The sequence below is a fragment of the Streptococcus sp. HMSC36C04 genome (assembly GCF_001839535.1).
Classification (GTDB): domain Bacteria; phylum Bacillota; class Bacilli; order Lactobacillales; family Streptococcaceae; genus Streptococcus; species Streptococcus hominis.
Genome location: NZ_KV841587.1, coordinates 96720 through 110181, shown reverse-complemented (window position 1 = coordinate 110181; position 13462 = coordinate 96720). Strand labels below are relative to the sequence as shown.

At 39.3% G+C, this 13462-nt stretch carries 15 protein-coding genes and 1 pseudogene; 3 read left to right on the top strand and 13 right to left on the bottom strand.

All coding sequences use genetic code 11. The annotated features are described in order from the left end of the window. Window positions 1-17: 17 nt before the first annotated feature. From HMPREF3249_RS03515 to HMPREF3249_RS03480, 8 genes are all read right to left on the bottom strand, one after another. Window positions 18-329, bottom strand: coding sequence for a DUF1292 domain-containing protein (locus HMPREF3249_RS03515; RefSeq protein WP_003027765.1), 312 nt, complete (start codon window positions 327-329; stop codon window positions 18-20). A 17-nt stretch (window positions 330-346) separates the two neighbouring features. Continuing rightward, window positions 347-766: a Holliday junction resolvase RuvX gene (ruvX, locus tag HMPREF3249_RS03510; protein ID WP_049533432.1), complete on the bottom strand. Its 420-nt coding sequence runs from the start codon at window positions 764-766 to the stop codon at window positions 347-349. Continuing rightward, window positions 766-1032 carry an IreB family regulatory phosphoprotein gene (locus HMPREF3249_RS03505; protein ID WP_009569646.1) on the bottom strand — a complete coding sequence of 89 codons (267 nt, stop codon included), beginning with the start codon at window positions 1030-1032 and terminating at the stop codon, window positions 766-768. Before HMPREF3249_RS03505 ends, ruvX begins: the two co-directional genes overlap by 1 nt. Window positions 1033-1154: 122 nt before the next feature. Beyond that, window positions 1155-1712 (bottom strand): SP0191 family lipoprotein, encoded by a 558-nt coding sequence (locus HMPREF3249_RS03500; RefSeq protein WP_049533431.1) that lies wholly within the window; start codon window positions 1710-1712, stop codon window positions 1155-1157. A gap of 104 nt (window positions 1713-1816) precedes the next feature. Beyond that, a complete protein-coding gene (locus HMPREF3249_RS03495; protein ID WP_003040606.1) occupies window positions 1817-2386 on the bottom strand; it encodes an SP0191 family lipoprotein in 570 nt (189 codons plus the stop codon). A gap of 85 nt (window positions 2387-2471) precedes the next feature. Continuing rightward, on the bottom strand, window positions 2472-2870 hold the full coding sequence (spx, locus tag HMPREF3249_RS03490; protein ID WP_003027770.1) for a transcriptional regulator Spx: 399 nt from the start codon (window positions 2868-2870) through the stop codon (window positions 2472-2474). Between the two features lie 86 nt (window positions 2871-2956). Beyond that, complete coding sequence (gene recA, locus HMPREF3249_RS03485; RefSeq protein WP_049533430.1) at window positions 2957-4102, bottom strand: recombinase RecA; 1146 nt, start codon at window positions 4100-4102, stop codon at window positions 2957-2959. Window positions 4103-4149: 47 nt separating this feature from the next. Then, a complete protein-coding gene (locus HMPREF3249_RS03480; protein WP_049533429.1) occupies window positions 4150-5418 on the bottom strand; it encodes a competence/damage-inducible protein A in 1269 nt (422 codons plus the stop codon). Window positions 5419-5687: 269 nt separating this feature from the next. Here HMPREF3249_RS03480 and HMPREF3249_RS03475 point away from each other — a divergent pair, with 269 nt between their 5' ends. Then, window positions 5688-6098 (top strand): helix-turn-helix domain-containing protein, encoded by a 411-nt coding sequence (locus HMPREF3249_RS03475; protein ID WP_070867490.1) that lies wholly within the window; start codon window positions 5688-5690, stop codon window positions 6096-6098. Between the two features lie 96 nt (window positions 6099-6194). On the opposite strand, the pseudogene HMPREF3249_RS09780 reads toward HMPREF3249_RS03475, so the two are convergent. The 4 genes and pseudogenes from HMPREF3249_RS09780 to mutL all read right to left on the bottom strand — a co-directional run. After that, window positions 6195-6281, bottom strand: a pseudogene (locus HMPREF3249_RS09780) (CPBP family intramembrane glutamate endopeptidase); the annotation flags it as partial. Window positions 6282-6285: 4 nt separating this feature from the next. Then, window positions 6286-6840: a DNA-3-methyladenine glycosylase I gene (locus tag HMPREF3249_RS03470; RefSeq protein WP_049533427.1), complete on the bottom strand. Its 555-nt coding sequence runs from the start codon at window positions 6838-6840 to the stop codon at window positions 6286-6288. 9 nt (window positions 6841-6849) lie between these two features. Then, window positions 6850-7440 (bottom strand): Holliday junction branch migration protein RuvA, encoded by a 591-nt coding sequence (ruvA, locus tag HMPREF3249_RS03465; protein ID WP_049533426.1) that lies wholly within the window; start codon window positions 7438-7440, stop codon window positions 6850-6852. Between the two features lie 133 nt (window positions 7441-7573). Beyond that, window positions 7574-9520: a DNA mismatch repair endonuclease MutL gene (gene mutL / locus HMPREF3249_RS03460; protein ID WP_049533450.1), complete on the bottom strand. Its 1947-nt coding sequence runs from the start codon at window positions 9518-9520 to the stop codon at window positions 7574-7576. Window positions 9521-9784: 264 nt separating this feature from the next. Here mutL and HMPREF3249_RS03455 point away from each other — a divergent pair, with 264 nt between their 5' ends. Together HMPREF3249_RS03455 and HMPREF3249_RS03450 are read left to right on the top strand one after the other, a co-directional pair. Further along, window positions 9785-10225: a LytTR family DNA-binding domain-containing protein gene (locus HMPREF3249_RS03455; protein WP_049533411.1), complete on the top strand. Its 441-nt coding sequence runs from the start codon at window positions 9785-9787 to the stop codon at window positions 10223-10225. Then, window positions 10222-10680 carry a DUF3021 domain-containing protein gene (locus HMPREF3249_RS03450; protein ID WP_003027807.1) on the top strand — a complete coding sequence of 153 codons (459 nt, stop codon included), beginning with the start codon at window positions 10222-10224 and terminating at the stop codon, window positions 10678-10680. The genes HMPREF3249_RS03455 and HMPREF3249_RS03450 overlap by 4 nt, the downstream gene beginning before the upstream one ends. Window positions 10681-10868: 188 nt before the next feature. Here HMPREF3249_RS03450 and mutS read toward each other — a convergent pair whose 3' ends face one another. Further along, window positions 10869-13430: a DNA mismatch repair protein MutS gene (gene mutS, locus HMPREF3249_RS03445; RefSeq protein ID WP_049533410.1), complete on the bottom strand. Its 2562-nt coding sequence runs from the start codon at window positions 13428-13430 to the stop codon at window positions 10869-10871. Between the last annotated feature and the right edge of the window lie 32 nt (window positions 13431-13462).

Below are 13462 nucleotides of genomic sequence, written 5' to 3'. Positions count from 1 at the left end.
GCTAGTATACACAATTTTTATTCTTCCATAAAGCTATTGAAAACTTCTTCAATCATGTCCCATTCAGCATCTGAATCTTCTGGGATTGGTTGCAAATCACCTTCTGTTCCGTCTTCATTTTCAGTAAACGAGTAGGCTTGAATTTCTACCTCGCCATTTTCATCTTCTTCTGCGCTAGCTGGAATCAAGAGAACATAGTTTTTACCAAATTCTTCTTTTCCGTCAATGGTCAAGAGAATTTCAAACAAAGTTTCATTCCCTTGCTCGTCTACTAGCGTAATCAATTCACGCTCTTCGTGTTCATGGTCATGGTTATGATCGTGTGCCATGTTTTCTCCTTTATTTATTAAAAATTTCGATCTAAATAATTCTGCAATATGAGCTGCGCTGCGAGCTTATCAATCACTTTTTTCCGCTTCTTTCTGCTCACATCTGCCTGCTCAATCAACATTCTCTCCGCAGCTACCGTTGTTAGGCGTTCATCTTGATAGTCAACAGGAAGCTGAAACAGCTGTTCCAGTCTACCACCATAGGCCTGACTTGCTTCGACACGCGGACCACTTGTATTGTTCATGTTTTTTGGGAGTCCTACAACGAACTTGTCAACCTTATATTCTTTTACAAGCTCACTCAAACGATCAAAACCAAATTCCCCTTTTTCTTCATCAATAGGAATAATTTCAAGTCCTTGAGCTGTAAAACCAAGTGGATCACTAACCGCGACACCGACTGTTTTTGAACCAACATCTAACCCCATCATTCTCATTAGAGATCAATGCCTTGCCCTTTCAAATAATAACGAACTAATTCTTCTACAATCTCATCACGTTCATATTTACGAATTTGATTTCGTGCATTATTATAGCGAGGTACATACGCAGGATCACCACTAAGCACGTATCCTACGATTTGGTTGATTGGGTTATACCCCTTTTCATTCAGCGACACATAGACATCTTTCAATGTTTCGCTAATCTCTTTTTTGTTTGAATCATCAAGATTAAAACGTACTGTCTCATCTGTAAATCCCACAATTACACCTTCTTTCACTAGAATACCTATATTATAGCACATTTCAAGGCTTTTCACAAATGAAAGGGGTTGAAAAAAGCTGAATAAATTCAGCTTTTTTTGTTTCATATACACCTATAAAATCATGGATTTGCAACTTCTTTAGCACCAGCTGCTTTGACAGATTCAATATATTGTTTGGGTGTTAAATTTTTGATAGTTGAAAACATAGAGCCATATGTATCCAGTTTTGATGCTTCATCAAGGTTGATTTTGCTCATATCAATATTGATTGTAACTTTAATAATATAGTCTTTTGTAATGTCTGTTTTAACATCAACACCGCCCAAAGACTTAAATTTATCCAATCCTGCAGCCTTTTCAAAAGCAGAAATCAAGTACGGCTTAGTGCTTTCTAAATCTTGACCCGCTAATGCACTCTTCATATTTTCAGGAAGTATTTGTTCAAGATTTATCACAAACTTCTTAAAGGTTTTTCCTTCATAAGAAATAGTTTGCGTAAGTGTTTGTTCAATCCCTTGGACAGTCTGTTTTTGTTGAAAAGACTTGGTCACAACAGAATCCTTTTTCACAACACTCGAACCAGTCTTACTATTCCCTGACTGATTCTGACCGGATTTTTGACCACAAGCTGTGAGTAGCAACAAACTTGCTCCTAACAAAACAACCGATTTTCTCATAAAAATATCCTCCTTGTATTTTAGAGCTTTATAAGAATAGTATACCATCTTTTGTAAGCGTTGTCAAAAAGAGCCGTCTAAAAAATCAATTCGTGTTTAACAAGTTATTGATTGACTTCCGTTGCACCACTGGCAATCTGATCTTCAACATATTCTTTTGGTTTCATTTTTAAAAATTCTTTTAATTTCATATTCTTTAAATACTCAGTATTTGCGGCTTTATTAACATCCAAAACTTGAAAATCAAAAGTATGAATTCGCTTCAATTCTTGCTCATTTATAATTTCCAAAGAGGTCGAAAAACCTTCCAAACTTTTTGCTTGTGTAAATTTTTCATCTTCAGACAAAGATTTCTCCAATAATTTTTGTGCCTCAGCAACTCCAACTTCCGCAACTACTTTTTTCATTTCTTCTTTCATCGGCATGATTTGCTCAATCGTTAAACTTAAAAATTGATCGCCTTTGTAAGTAATTGTTTGTGTTTGTTGAACCCCTTCAGCTGTTTTAGGGAATGATAAGGTTTTTGTCACAACTGTTTCTTTTTCAGCGTTTGCAATAACTGGCAACGTACTATCAATTGATTGCTTGCTTGTTTTTGATTTTGTTTCTTTCTTTTGACCACATCCTGCTAAGACTGTAAGAATAATGGTTAATAGAATCAGGCTTCTTTTCATGGATTAACTCCTCCTCATTCTTTATTTTATCATATTTTTAATATCAATAAACATCGAAATAAAAAAAGAGTGGAAATTCCACTCTTTACAAGGCTGCGCGTAAACGCGCTTCTGTATTTTCAACATTACGAACCGAGCGAGGTAAGAATGCACGAATATCGTCTTCTTTGTAGCCCACTTGTAGGCGCTTGTCATCTACTAAAATAGGGCTTTTCAAGATGCGTGGAGTTTCCATAATCAAGTCAATCACTTCATTCACACTTAATTCTTCAATATCTACACCTAAGCCTTTTGCATAACGATTTTTTGAAGAAACAATGCTTGCAACCCCATTTTCAGTTTTTGTTAGAATATCTAATAACTCTTCTTTTGTAATTCCTTCTTTACCAAGATTTTGTTCTTTATAAGTTAACTGGTGAGCATTGAGCCATGTTTTTGCTTTTTTACAACTAGTGCAACTTGAGACAGTATAAATTGTAATCATGTAAGTACTCCTTTCGCCACACGGTACTATTATCATACTATATTATACCACAAAATCCCTCCGTCTTGCGACCTATTTTTAAAAAATTATTCCTCAATCTCAATCGCGTCATCCAAGTCTAGCGTTACTTCCTCCACCTTGTTTGCTGATTTAGTTGCTTCTGCATTTTTTTCATCTTCAGCATCATCCTCAATCAAACCGTAATGCACTCGAACTTTATGATCAATTTCATCAAAAATTTCTGGATGATCCGCCAAGTATTTCTTAGCATTTTCAGACCCTTGACCAATCTTTTCATCATTATAAGAATACCAAGCACCCGCTTTTTTGATAATATCAAGGTCTGTCGCAATTTTAATCAACTCGCCTGTTTTAGAAATTCCTTCGCCATACATGATTTCTACGAAAGCTTCCTTAAATGGCGGAGCAACCTTATTCTTCACAACCTTAATCTTAGTTTCCTTACCAACATTGGTATCTTTTTCATCACCAGTTCCCTTGATTTGGGTATTTCCGCGAACATCCAAACGAACAGACGCATAGAATTTCAAGGCACGACCACCAGGTGTTGTTTCTGGATTTCCAAACATAATACCAACTTTTTCACGCAATTGGTTGATGAAAATCGCAATTGTCTTCGTTTTGTTAATAGAAGCAGACAATTTACGCATAGCTTGACTCATCATCCGCGCTTGCAAACCAACGTGACTATCTCCAATGTCTCCATCAATCTCAGCACGTGGTACGAGGGCTGCCACGGAGTCAATAACTACCAAATCTACCGCACCAGAGTCAATCAATTTCCCAGCAATCTCAAGACCTTGCTCACCAGAGTCTGGCTGAGAAAGTAAAAGTTCATCAATATTAACTCCAAGGGCTTGTGCATAAGCCGGGTCAAGAGCGTGTTCTGCATCAATAAAAGCTGCAATACCGCCTTCTTTTTGAGCCTGCGCTACTGCATGAAGAGCTACGGTCGTCTTACCAGAAGACTCTGGTCCATAGATTTCAATAATCCGCCCCTTTGGATACCCTCCTGCACCAAGAGCGATATCTAGCGCCAAGCTACCTGAACTCATGACTTGAACTTTTTGTTCAGCGCGCTCACCTAGGCGCATAATCGCTCCTTTACCAAAATCTTTTTCAATATTTTTAAGTGCAGCATCTAGCGCTTTTTGACGTTCCTCGCCAAATTTCTTTGAAATTTCTTCTAATTTTTTTTGTTTTTTTGCCATTTATTTCTCCTGTATAGTGATAAATTATTTTTTTGCCTATCTAATCATTATAGCATATTTTCGTTTTTTAATAAAGTTTTTCGCAGCAGATTGAAAGCATGCAGAACGGCTATTTCACGTACATCTGTCCGACTGCGACCGGCAATATTAACCTTAATAGACTGAACGTCTTCTGTGGTTGCTAGGCCGATATAAACTGTCCCTGCTGGATGTCCTTCTAAGCTGTCTGGACCTGCGACACCTGTTAAGCTCACCGCATAGTCACTAGCGGTCAATTTTCTTGCCTGCTCAGCCATTTTCTCAGCTGTAAAAGCTGAAACTACCCCATGCTTTTCCAAGCCTGCCAATGAAATGCCCAGCATTCGGCTCTTTTCTTCCATACTGTAGGTAACAAAGCCACCACTAAAGACATTGGAGGCTCCAGCAAAGTTTGCCAAAGTTGCTTGAAAGAGTCCTGCAGTCAAACTTTCAGCTGCTGTGACAGTCTTTCCTGCTCTTCTCAACAGTTCAAAAGCTGTTTGTCCCAGAGAATTATCATCTCCATAAGCATAGAAAAGATCAGCTAAATGTTGTTTCTCAAAAGTCTGTACTGCCAAAATTTTCTTTTCTAAACGAGTAAACTTAACATCCGCTTCCTTTTGACTAGTAGCCTTGGTGGACAATCGCAATGTCACTTCTCCCGTCTTAGCATAAGGAGCAATTGTCGGATCCGTTTGAGTATCAATTAAATCCCCTAAAAGGGTTACTAATTGACTTTCACCAATACCAAAGAAACGCAAAACTCTTGAATACAATTTTTGACCAGTTGCTAAGAGCGGAACCAGCTCATTATTTACCATAGGTTTTAATTCACTAGGCGGTCCAGGCAGAACGACATAAGTCACGCCACTGACTTCAATCACGCCCCCCACCGCAAGTCCGGTTTCGTTTTGGAGAGGAGTCGAGCCTTCCACTATCTGAGCTTGTCGCTCATTATTGGGTGTTCGCACATAGTCTGATCTACTTGCGAAGAAGCGATCCAATTTCTCCGTAGCCATTCGGTCAAATACCAACCTACGATTTAAGAATTTTGACAAAGTCTGCTTAGTCAAGTCATCTTCTGTTGGACCTAATCCTCCAGTTAAGATGATCAAATTACTACGATTTCGAGCGATTTCTAAAATGGATAACAGACGAGCTTCATTATCTCCGACCGCTGTTTGGAAATACACATCTACTCCCAGACTCGCTAATTTTTCAGATAAAAATTGGGCGTTTGTATTGACAATCTGACCTGTCAGAATTTCAGTACCCACAGCAATAATTTCTGCTTTCATAGAACCTCCTACCTTACTATTCGCAATTGATTTTATTTTATCACAAAAAATCTTAAAAAAGTTGATTTTCATTTCAGGAAATAAAAAGAGCTGTCAAGTTCCTTGACACACTTGTCAACATGCTGTGGAAAACTTTAAAAATATTGTTTGTTATGGATAATAACTGGATTGTTAGGTCAATGCTATTGGCAAATAGTTTGAATATTTTTATAATGGAGATGAAAAAAGGAAATCGTCTAAATATTTTTATTCAAAGAAAGGAGATTATCATGAAAATTTCACAAGTGCTCAAAGATATTCGTCAACAAAATCAGCTCACTCAGGAGGCTTTGGCAGAAAGACTCAAGGTTTCCCGCTCCGCCATTGCTCGCTGGGAAAGCGAAAAAGGTATCCCTGATATTGGAAATCTCATTGCCATCAGTCGGGAGTTCGATATCAGACTGGACACACTCATCACGGAGGATGAGCGCTTGGAGAAAAAGGTCATCGAAGATAGCAAGGCCAAGAAATGGCATTATTTAGTCATTTTCTATCTCTTCTCCGTTTTGGTTGAGATTGCTATTTTTGCCTATTTGCATCATATCTTTATGGCTGGCTTCCTCATCTCCACCCTCTTTATTCTTTTCTATGAACTACGCATCTTTATCAAGGAAAAGATTTGGATGCTGAAAGGAGAATGAGGAAATAAAGAAAATGACAAAAAACCTAGAGATCTGGAACTTCTAGGTTTTCATTTAATTATGGTCAATAAGGAAATATACTGGATAATTCAGCTATTTTTGTCCAATAAGCTGCAACCCTCTGCCTAGGAATAAAATGGTATATAGAGAGATAAAAATGAGCTGAAATTTTCTTGTTTTCATTGTTCTACTTCCAGTCACAATCCTTTTCGTGATCATTGATAAGGCCGGCTGCTTCTAGGAATGAATAGACACAAACAGGACCGACAAATTTGAAGCCTTGCTTTTTTAGCTCCTTAGACATGCTTTCTGACAGCTCTGTCTTGGCTGGCGCTTCCTTGTAGTTCAAAATTTCATTGTCAATCGTTTTGAAGTCTACAAAAGACCAGATATAGTCATTAAACGAGCCAAACTGCTTTTGAACAGCCAAAAAAGCTTGGGCATTAGCCCTGGTCGCATAAATTTTCATCTTGTTACGGATAATATCAGGATTGCCTAACAAACCATCTAGATCTGCATCTGTCATCTGAGCAATTTTCTGAGCATCATAGAAATGAAAAGCTTCCCGAAAAGCCTGGCGTTTATTCAGAATGGTCTCCCAAGAAAGTCCAGCTTGATAGGTCTCCATGCAAAGTAGTTCAAATAATTTCTGATCATCATGGAGGGGCTTGCCCCACTCCTCATCATGATAGGCTACATACAAGGGGTTATTCATTTTTACCCAGCCGCAGCGTTTGGTCATAGCTTTCTCCTATTTCACTAACATCTTAAGAGCAGACTTGATATAGTTTTCTGCTGTATCCGTCGTTCCTTCAAAGAATTTCTTGATTTTCTTGAGCTCAGCAGCTTTGTAGCCCAAAGCCAGCATGGCTTCCATGGCTTCTTCCAGCTCCTGATTATCCACAGTCTGGATGGGTGCCTTGCTTTCTGACGGACCATCCGCAGCCACTACCTTGCCTTCTAAGTCCAGCACCATCTGCTGGGCTGTTTTCTTACCAATCTTAGGAAACTTGGTCAGGTAGGTGATGTTTTTCTGCTCAATGGCTTGCACTAAGCCCGCATTATCATCTGCCGCAATGATGGCTAAGGCAGACACTGGGCCAATACCTGAGACTGAAATCAAGCTGAGAAAGAGTTGCTTCTCCTCCTCGGTCGCAAAGCCGTAAAGGAGCTCAGCGTCTTCTCTCACCACCTGGTGAACATAGACCTTAGCTTCCTGATGGAGATGTCCTGAGTAAGCATAGGGGTTAGCCACATGAAGAATATAGCCGATAGAGTTGACTTCCAATACAATATATTTAGCTGTAATTTTGCTGATGATTCCTTTAAAATATTCGTACATGACTTCTCCTTTTCAACCCTTTTAGTATATCATATTTTCAACTAGAAAAAATTGAAGCTGTTGGAAAAACCTCACATTGGATAGAAAAAAGCTAAAAAACAGAGAATATGGTAACTCTCTGTTTTCAGGATATTTAGTATTTCCCCAATTCTCTCAGACTGGTATGATTTTCCTGAATCCGACGGAACATTTTTTCCATATCAGATTTGGTAAAGTTGACCAAAACGGGACGACCATGTGGACAATTGTAGGGATTGTCACATTGTGATAACTGAAAAATCAAATCACGCGCTGAATAGTCATCCAAACTGTGATTGGCTTTAATAGAGCGTTTGCAACTCATCATAATAGCTAGCTCAGCGCGATATTTCTTGATAGAGACTTCCTTGGTTAGAAGCAGCATATCGCACATCTCATAAATACCTGATTCGATCTCCTCTTCCTTAAGCCAAATGGGATGTTCACGAAGAATAAATTGATTAGTTCCGTATTCTTCAAGGAAAACACCGACTTCTTCTAAAAGAGTCATTCGTTGTTTCAGACGCAACATATCATCAGCTGGAAATTCAAAGATATAGGGAACCAGAAGCTGCTGCTGACTAGCATCTACATCTCCGATTTTTTCGCGGTAATATTCATACTTTACTCGCTCTTGAGCTGCATGTTGGTCAATAATATAAAGACCACCGTTTCCTTGAGCAAAAAGGTAGGTGCCGTGCATTTGCCCGAAATATTCCAATTCTGGAAACGTTGAAGTTTCTTCTCCACCCAACTTATCTAAAGCTCTCTCTAAGCTCGCCTGATCCAGCTCTGGATGATCTAGTTGATTGTAAGAAGGAGATTGCCTTTCTGCAAATTTGACAGAAGCAACTTTTGAATTGAGTTCATCTGTATCAGCAGATTGTTGGTCTAATCGGGCAGATTCCTCAAAAGAAGGTTGAGCTTCTGACACTTGTGGTTTCACAAAGAAGTCATTTCTTTCTTTATCGTAATAGAGTCGGTTTGCTTTGAGTGGGAGACTCGTCTGCTCAGGTTTATTTGCTCGGTTAATGGTTGATTTTGCTAAATTTTCCAAAGCGTCCGGAATCAAATCCTGCTCTCTTAAACTCGCAGAAATGGCTTGCGAAATCAAGGCCATCAGTTCTCTCTCTTTTGAAATCCGCACTTCTTGCTTGGTCGGATGAACATTGACATCAGCAAGATATGGGTCAATCCGAATATCAATCACAGCAATCGGAAAACGTCCCACCATGAGCTTGCTACCATATCCATCTAAAATAGCTCGATTGAGCAGGAAATTCTTGATGTAGCGACCATTGATGAGAATGGTGATGTAATTCCGATTAGCCCTTGTTAATTCTGGCAAACTAATATAGCCTGATACTTCAAAATCCAAATCAGATGCTGAAATTTCAATCATTTTTTTTGCTGTTGTTAATCCATAGATACCAGCAATTGCTTGACGCAAATTTCCTGTTCCTGCCGTCCGAGTCAACTCTTTACCATCATTGAGCAAGATAAAAGCGACCTCTGGATGTGCTAGACTCAAACGGTTCATTACATCTACAATGTGAGACAGTTCTGCTTGTTGACTTTTCATATATTTTAAGCGAGCAGGTGTGTTGAAAAAGAGATCTTCCACCTTGATTTTGGTGCCTCTAGGACAGCTACTTGGTTCTATAGTTTCAATTTCTCCACCTTGCGCAATCAGAAGCGTTCCATGTGTTCCACCATTTGTCGCAGTTTCAATTGTCAAGCGTGAAACAGAAGCAATCGACGGAAGCGCTTCACCGCGAAAGCCCAATGTCCGAATTCGAAAAAGGTCGGCTTGTTTCTTGATTTTACTAGTAGCATGCCGCCGCAAAGCCAAGGAAACCTCCTCATGCTCAATTCCTTCGCCATTATCAATGACTTGAATGCTCTTGAGTCCCGCTTCTTCAATCTCAATTGTAATTTGGCTAGCGCCCGCGTCAATAGAATTTTCTACCAACTCTTTGGCAACGCTGCTAGGCCGCTCAATGACCTCACCTGCCGCAATCTGATTGGCAAGATTTTCTGGTAGTTCTATAATTTTTGACATAGTTTTCTCCGTAAGTATTCTAGCTATCATTATAACATAAAGCCGTTTTTCTATCAGAGGTCTAGTGTGAGAGGATCTGGACCAGATTCTCCTTTTAAAAGCAACCAAATAGGCGGGCAAAACAACCACTTAGGTAAAAGACCTTGTTTTCCTAGCCGAAATAATGTTTAATAGATTTAGGAAGGGAAGGAAATAATGGATCTCCCTTGCAATGAAAGTCAGCAGTAAGAAAGATACAACATCATTGGGAAAGAAGGGGTGTTTATGAAAGTTCAATTACATATTGATGAAAAATTTTCAGAAGAAAAGATCATTATTGAAGCGCCTGTTTTGTCGGATTCCGTTCAACAACTGCTGACATTTGCTCAACATATCGGTAAAAATAAAACCATTCGAGCCAAAAAAGAGGAGGAAATTTACCTACTAAATAGCACAGAAATACAACGTGTCTATACTGAAAATCGGCAAGTTTGGGCCGAAACAGCAACAGACACTTATCTCTTAGGGCTTCCACTTTATCAAGTTTTGGAATTGCTTCCCACTGATTTTCTACAGATTTCCCAATCTGAAATCATCAATATCAAACAGATTGATCATCTGAAATTGACTGGCAGCGGTCTGATTCAGATTGCAATGAAAAACGGTCTGATAACGTATTCATCTCGCCGTTATCTCAAAGCTATAAAGGAGAAATTACAACTATGAAAAAAACATTATTCAGAGATGCTCTAGGAGGCATTGTAATCGGACTCCTCTTATCCGTCATCTTTTCTTACTTTTTTGCACCTGTCTATCATCCGCTCAACCCTTATTCAGCAGTTGGTCTTTGGATGGAACAGCATCATATTCACGGCGCCTTAGTCGTTCTCTATTGCGCAGTAATATGGGGTCTAATCGGCTTGCTCTTTAGCTTAGGAAAAGAGCTTTTCAAAAAAGATTGGAGCATCCTCAAAGCAACTATCTGTCACTATGGGCTTATGATTCTAGGATTCATTCCCTTAGCTCTTTTAGCTGGCTGGTTTCCAAGTGAACCCATTTTCATCTTACAGTTGATTTTGGAATTTACTGTTGTTTATCTTATCCTTTGGGCAATCCTGTCTTATCTGACTAAAAAGAAAATTGAGAAAATCAATCATCACTTAAAGGAACAATGCAAATAGCAAGAAATAACCGCTGTGAAAAAACTCACGGCGGTTATTTGAACCCAACTAAAAATGCAGATTGATAGAAAACAATCATAGCTTACTAAATTGTTGTGGTTTGAAGATTAGACCCTAGCTGCAATTCTGGTATGACATTTCAGCAAAGTAGGCTGTTAGCCAGCCACACCCACTATAGCTTCAACATTTTAAAGTTTCTTCTTCATCTCTGCCACAGCCAACATCACTTCCATTGGAGTCATGTTATAGATGTCCAACTGACGTAACTCGTCTAAAATAGGTGATTCGGTTATTTCTGGAAATAAAGACATCTGCTCAGCCACTTGATTTTTTTCACGAGCATCCGCAGGCAATGTATTAGAGATGCCAAGAGATGACTTCTCATTTGCTTGGCTTTCTAATCGTGTCAATATTTGATCCGCTCTTGTCAACAAATCATTTGGCAAACCTGCAATTTTTGCTACATGAATCCCATAAGATTTATCAGCAGGTCCAACTTCAATCTTATGAAGAAATGTTACTTGACCATCTTTTTCTAGGGTTGCTACATGGACATTTTCTAGTTGTGTCAAGCTAGTTGACAGTTCTGTCAACTCGTGATAGTGAGTCGCAAAAAGTGTCTTGGAGCCTGTCCGATTGTGAATATACTCAATAATCGCCTGAGCAAGCGCCATGCCATCATAGGTCGCTGTTCCTCTTCCTAACTCATCGAAAAGAATGAGTGAATTTTCTGTTGCTTGAGAAATAGCATGGTTCGCTTCCATCATTTCAACCATAAAGGTTGATTGTCCAGAAACCAAGTCATCCGCTGCACCAATTCGAGTAAAGATTGCATCAAAAATCGGCAATTGAGCGCTTTCAGCTGAAACATAAGAGCCCATTTGAGCCATAATCACAATGATTGCTAACTGCCGCATATAAGTTGACTTCCCACTCATATTTGGACCTGTAATTAGCTGAACATTAACATTCTCGTCCATTGAAATGCTGTTAGGAATATAGGTTTGTGCACCCATAACTTTTTCTACAACCGCATGCCGCCCTTTATCAATTTGGATAGAGCGCTGCTCAATAAATTCTGGTCTCACAAAGTGTTGCTTTTCAGCTACAGTTGCAAAGCTTTGCAGCACATCAACTGTTGCCAGAGTTTGCGCCAAGAATTGCAGGCGTTTGATATATTTACCAGCTTCCTCACGAATGCGCATAAAAATCTCGTATTCCAAATTAGCTGATTTTTCACGCGCTTCCAACATCTCGCCTTCAATACGAGCCAGTTCTTCCGTACCAAAACGCTCCGAATTTTTCAAAGTTGCCTTGCGGAAAAAATGACTGGGAACGTGTTCAAGCTGGGAATTGGTGACATGGAAATAATAACCATCTTTTTTATTGTAATCAATCTTCAGGTTGTTAATTCCACTAGTTTCTCTTTCTTTCGCCTCAATATCTGCAATCCAACTCGTTCCATCTCGCATGACCACTCGATACTTGTCCAAAGTTTCATCAAAACCTGTTTTAATAATATTACCCTCTGTAATGACATTTGGAGCATCCGACGAAATTGCTGACTGAATCAAGGCCGCTAATTCAGGAATTTCATCCAATTTGGCAATCAAATCTTCCAAAACTAGGCTGTCAATTCCTTTTAAAATTCCCTTAATCTGAGGGACATTGCTCAATGTTGCTGCCAACTGCAATAAATCTTTCGGATTGGTCTTGCCAAACGAAACACGACTGGCTAAACGCTCAATGTCATACACACCTTTGAGACTATCTGCTAAATCACTGCGCTCAAAGAAATGATCTAAAAAGACTTGCACTACATCCTGCCGCTTGACGATTCGCTCTTTATCAATCAACGGACGTTGAATCCACGCTCTCAACAATCGCGTTCCCATAGCTGTCTTGGTCTCATCCATCAACCAATAAAGGCTACCGTGCTTCTTTCCTGTCCGAGCATTCTCTGTTAAATCCAGACTTGCCATAGTTGAGTAGTCCATCTGCAAGAAATCTTTGATTTCATAATGATGAACTTGTTTCAAATGACTAAGCTCACGTAGCTGCGTTTTATGAACATACTCTAATAACTTTCCAGCTACTTGGTGCTCTAGCGGCGACAAGTCCTTTCCTAGTAGCTGAACATCATCAAATGTAGTTTCTACTTGCGATAAAAGGAGATTCATTTGAGTCTCCAATACTTGACGCTCCATTTCAGGCAATTCATACCCTATGACCACTTCACGCGCTCGTAGGTTTCGGATTTCTCCACAGACCATGTTAAAATCACTGAGAGTTGTAACTTGAAATTCACCTGTTCCCACATCCATATAAGCCAGCCCATATATACCTGCCAGCTTATCTAAAGCCACTAAAAAGTTGTTCTGACTGTCTGGCTTTGAAGAATCAACTACTGTCCCCGGCGTGATGACCTGCACCACTTCACGTTTGACTACTCCAACCGCTTTTTTAGGATCTTCCATTTGCTCTGCAATCGCAACTTTATAGCCTGCTTCAATTAAGACATCAATGTATTGCTGCACCGAATGATAAGGAACTCCTGCCATTGGGATTGGATTTTCCGAGTTTTTATTGCGGCTAGTCAGAGCAATCTCTAAAATCTGTGCCGCATTGGTCGCATCATCATAGAATAATTCATAAAAATCTCCCATGCGAAACAACAAAAAAGCATCTGGATAATCTTTTTTTATATCTAAATACTGTTGCATTCCTGGAGATAGTTTTTCTTTTGTCATTCTCATCCTTTCTGTTGGTTAATAGTGATAAG

Coding starts and splice junctions, on each gene's coding strand:
- HMPREF3249_RS03455 (WP_049533411.1), top strand. CDS start 9,785: ATGAAAGTTCAATTACATATTGATGAAAAATTTTCAGAAGAAAAGATC.
- HMPREF3249_RS03495 (WP_003040606.1), bottom strand. CDS start 2,386: ATGAAAAGAAGCCTGATTCTATTAACCATTATTCTTACAGTCTTAGCA.
- HMPREF3249_RS03475 (WP_070867490.1), top strand. CDS start 5,688: ATGAAAATTTCACAAGTGCTCAAAGATATTCGTCAACAAAATCAGCTC.
- HMPREF3249_RS03500 (WP_049533431.1), bottom strand. CDS start 1,712: ATGAGAAAATCGGTTGTTTTGTTAGGAGCAAGTTTGTTGCTACTCACA.
- mutL (WP_049533450.1), bottom strand. CDS start 9,520: ATGTCAAAAATTATAGAACTACCAGAAAATCTTGCCAATCAGATTGCG.
- HMPREF3249_RS03470 (WP_049533427.1), bottom strand. CDS start 6,840: ATGACCAAACGCTGCGGCTGGGTAAAAATGAATAACCCCTTGTATGTA.
- ruvA (WP_049533426.1), bottom strand. CDS start 7,440: ATGTACGAATATTTTAAAGGAATCATCAGCAAAATTACAGCTAAATAT.
- HMPREF3249_RS03515 (WP_003027765.1), bottom strand. CDS start 329: ATGGCACACGATCATAACCATGACCATGAACACGAAGAGCGTGAATTG.
- recA (WP_049533430.1), bottom strand. CDS start 4,102: ATGGCAAAAAAACAAAAAAAATTAGAAGAAATTTCAAAGAAATTTGGC.
- ruvX (WP_049533432.1), bottom strand. CDS start 766: ATGAGAATGATGGGGTTAGATGTTGGTTCAAAAACAGTCGGTGTCGCG.
- HMPREF3249_RS03450 (WP_003027807.1), top strand. CDS start 10,222: ATGAAAAAAACATTATTCAGAGATGCTCTAGGAGGCATTGTAATCGGA.
- HMPREF3249_RS03480 (WP_049533429.1), bottom strand. CDS start 5,418: ATGAAAGCAGAAATTATTGCTGTGGGTACTGAAATTCTGACAGGTCAG.
- spx (WP_003027770.1), bottom strand. CDS start 2,870: ATGATTACAATTTATACTGTCTCAAGTTGCACTAGTTGTAAAAAAGCA.
- mutS (WP_049533410.1), bottom strand. CDS start 13,430: ATGACAAAAGAAAAACTATCTCCAGGAATGCAACAGTATTTAGATATA.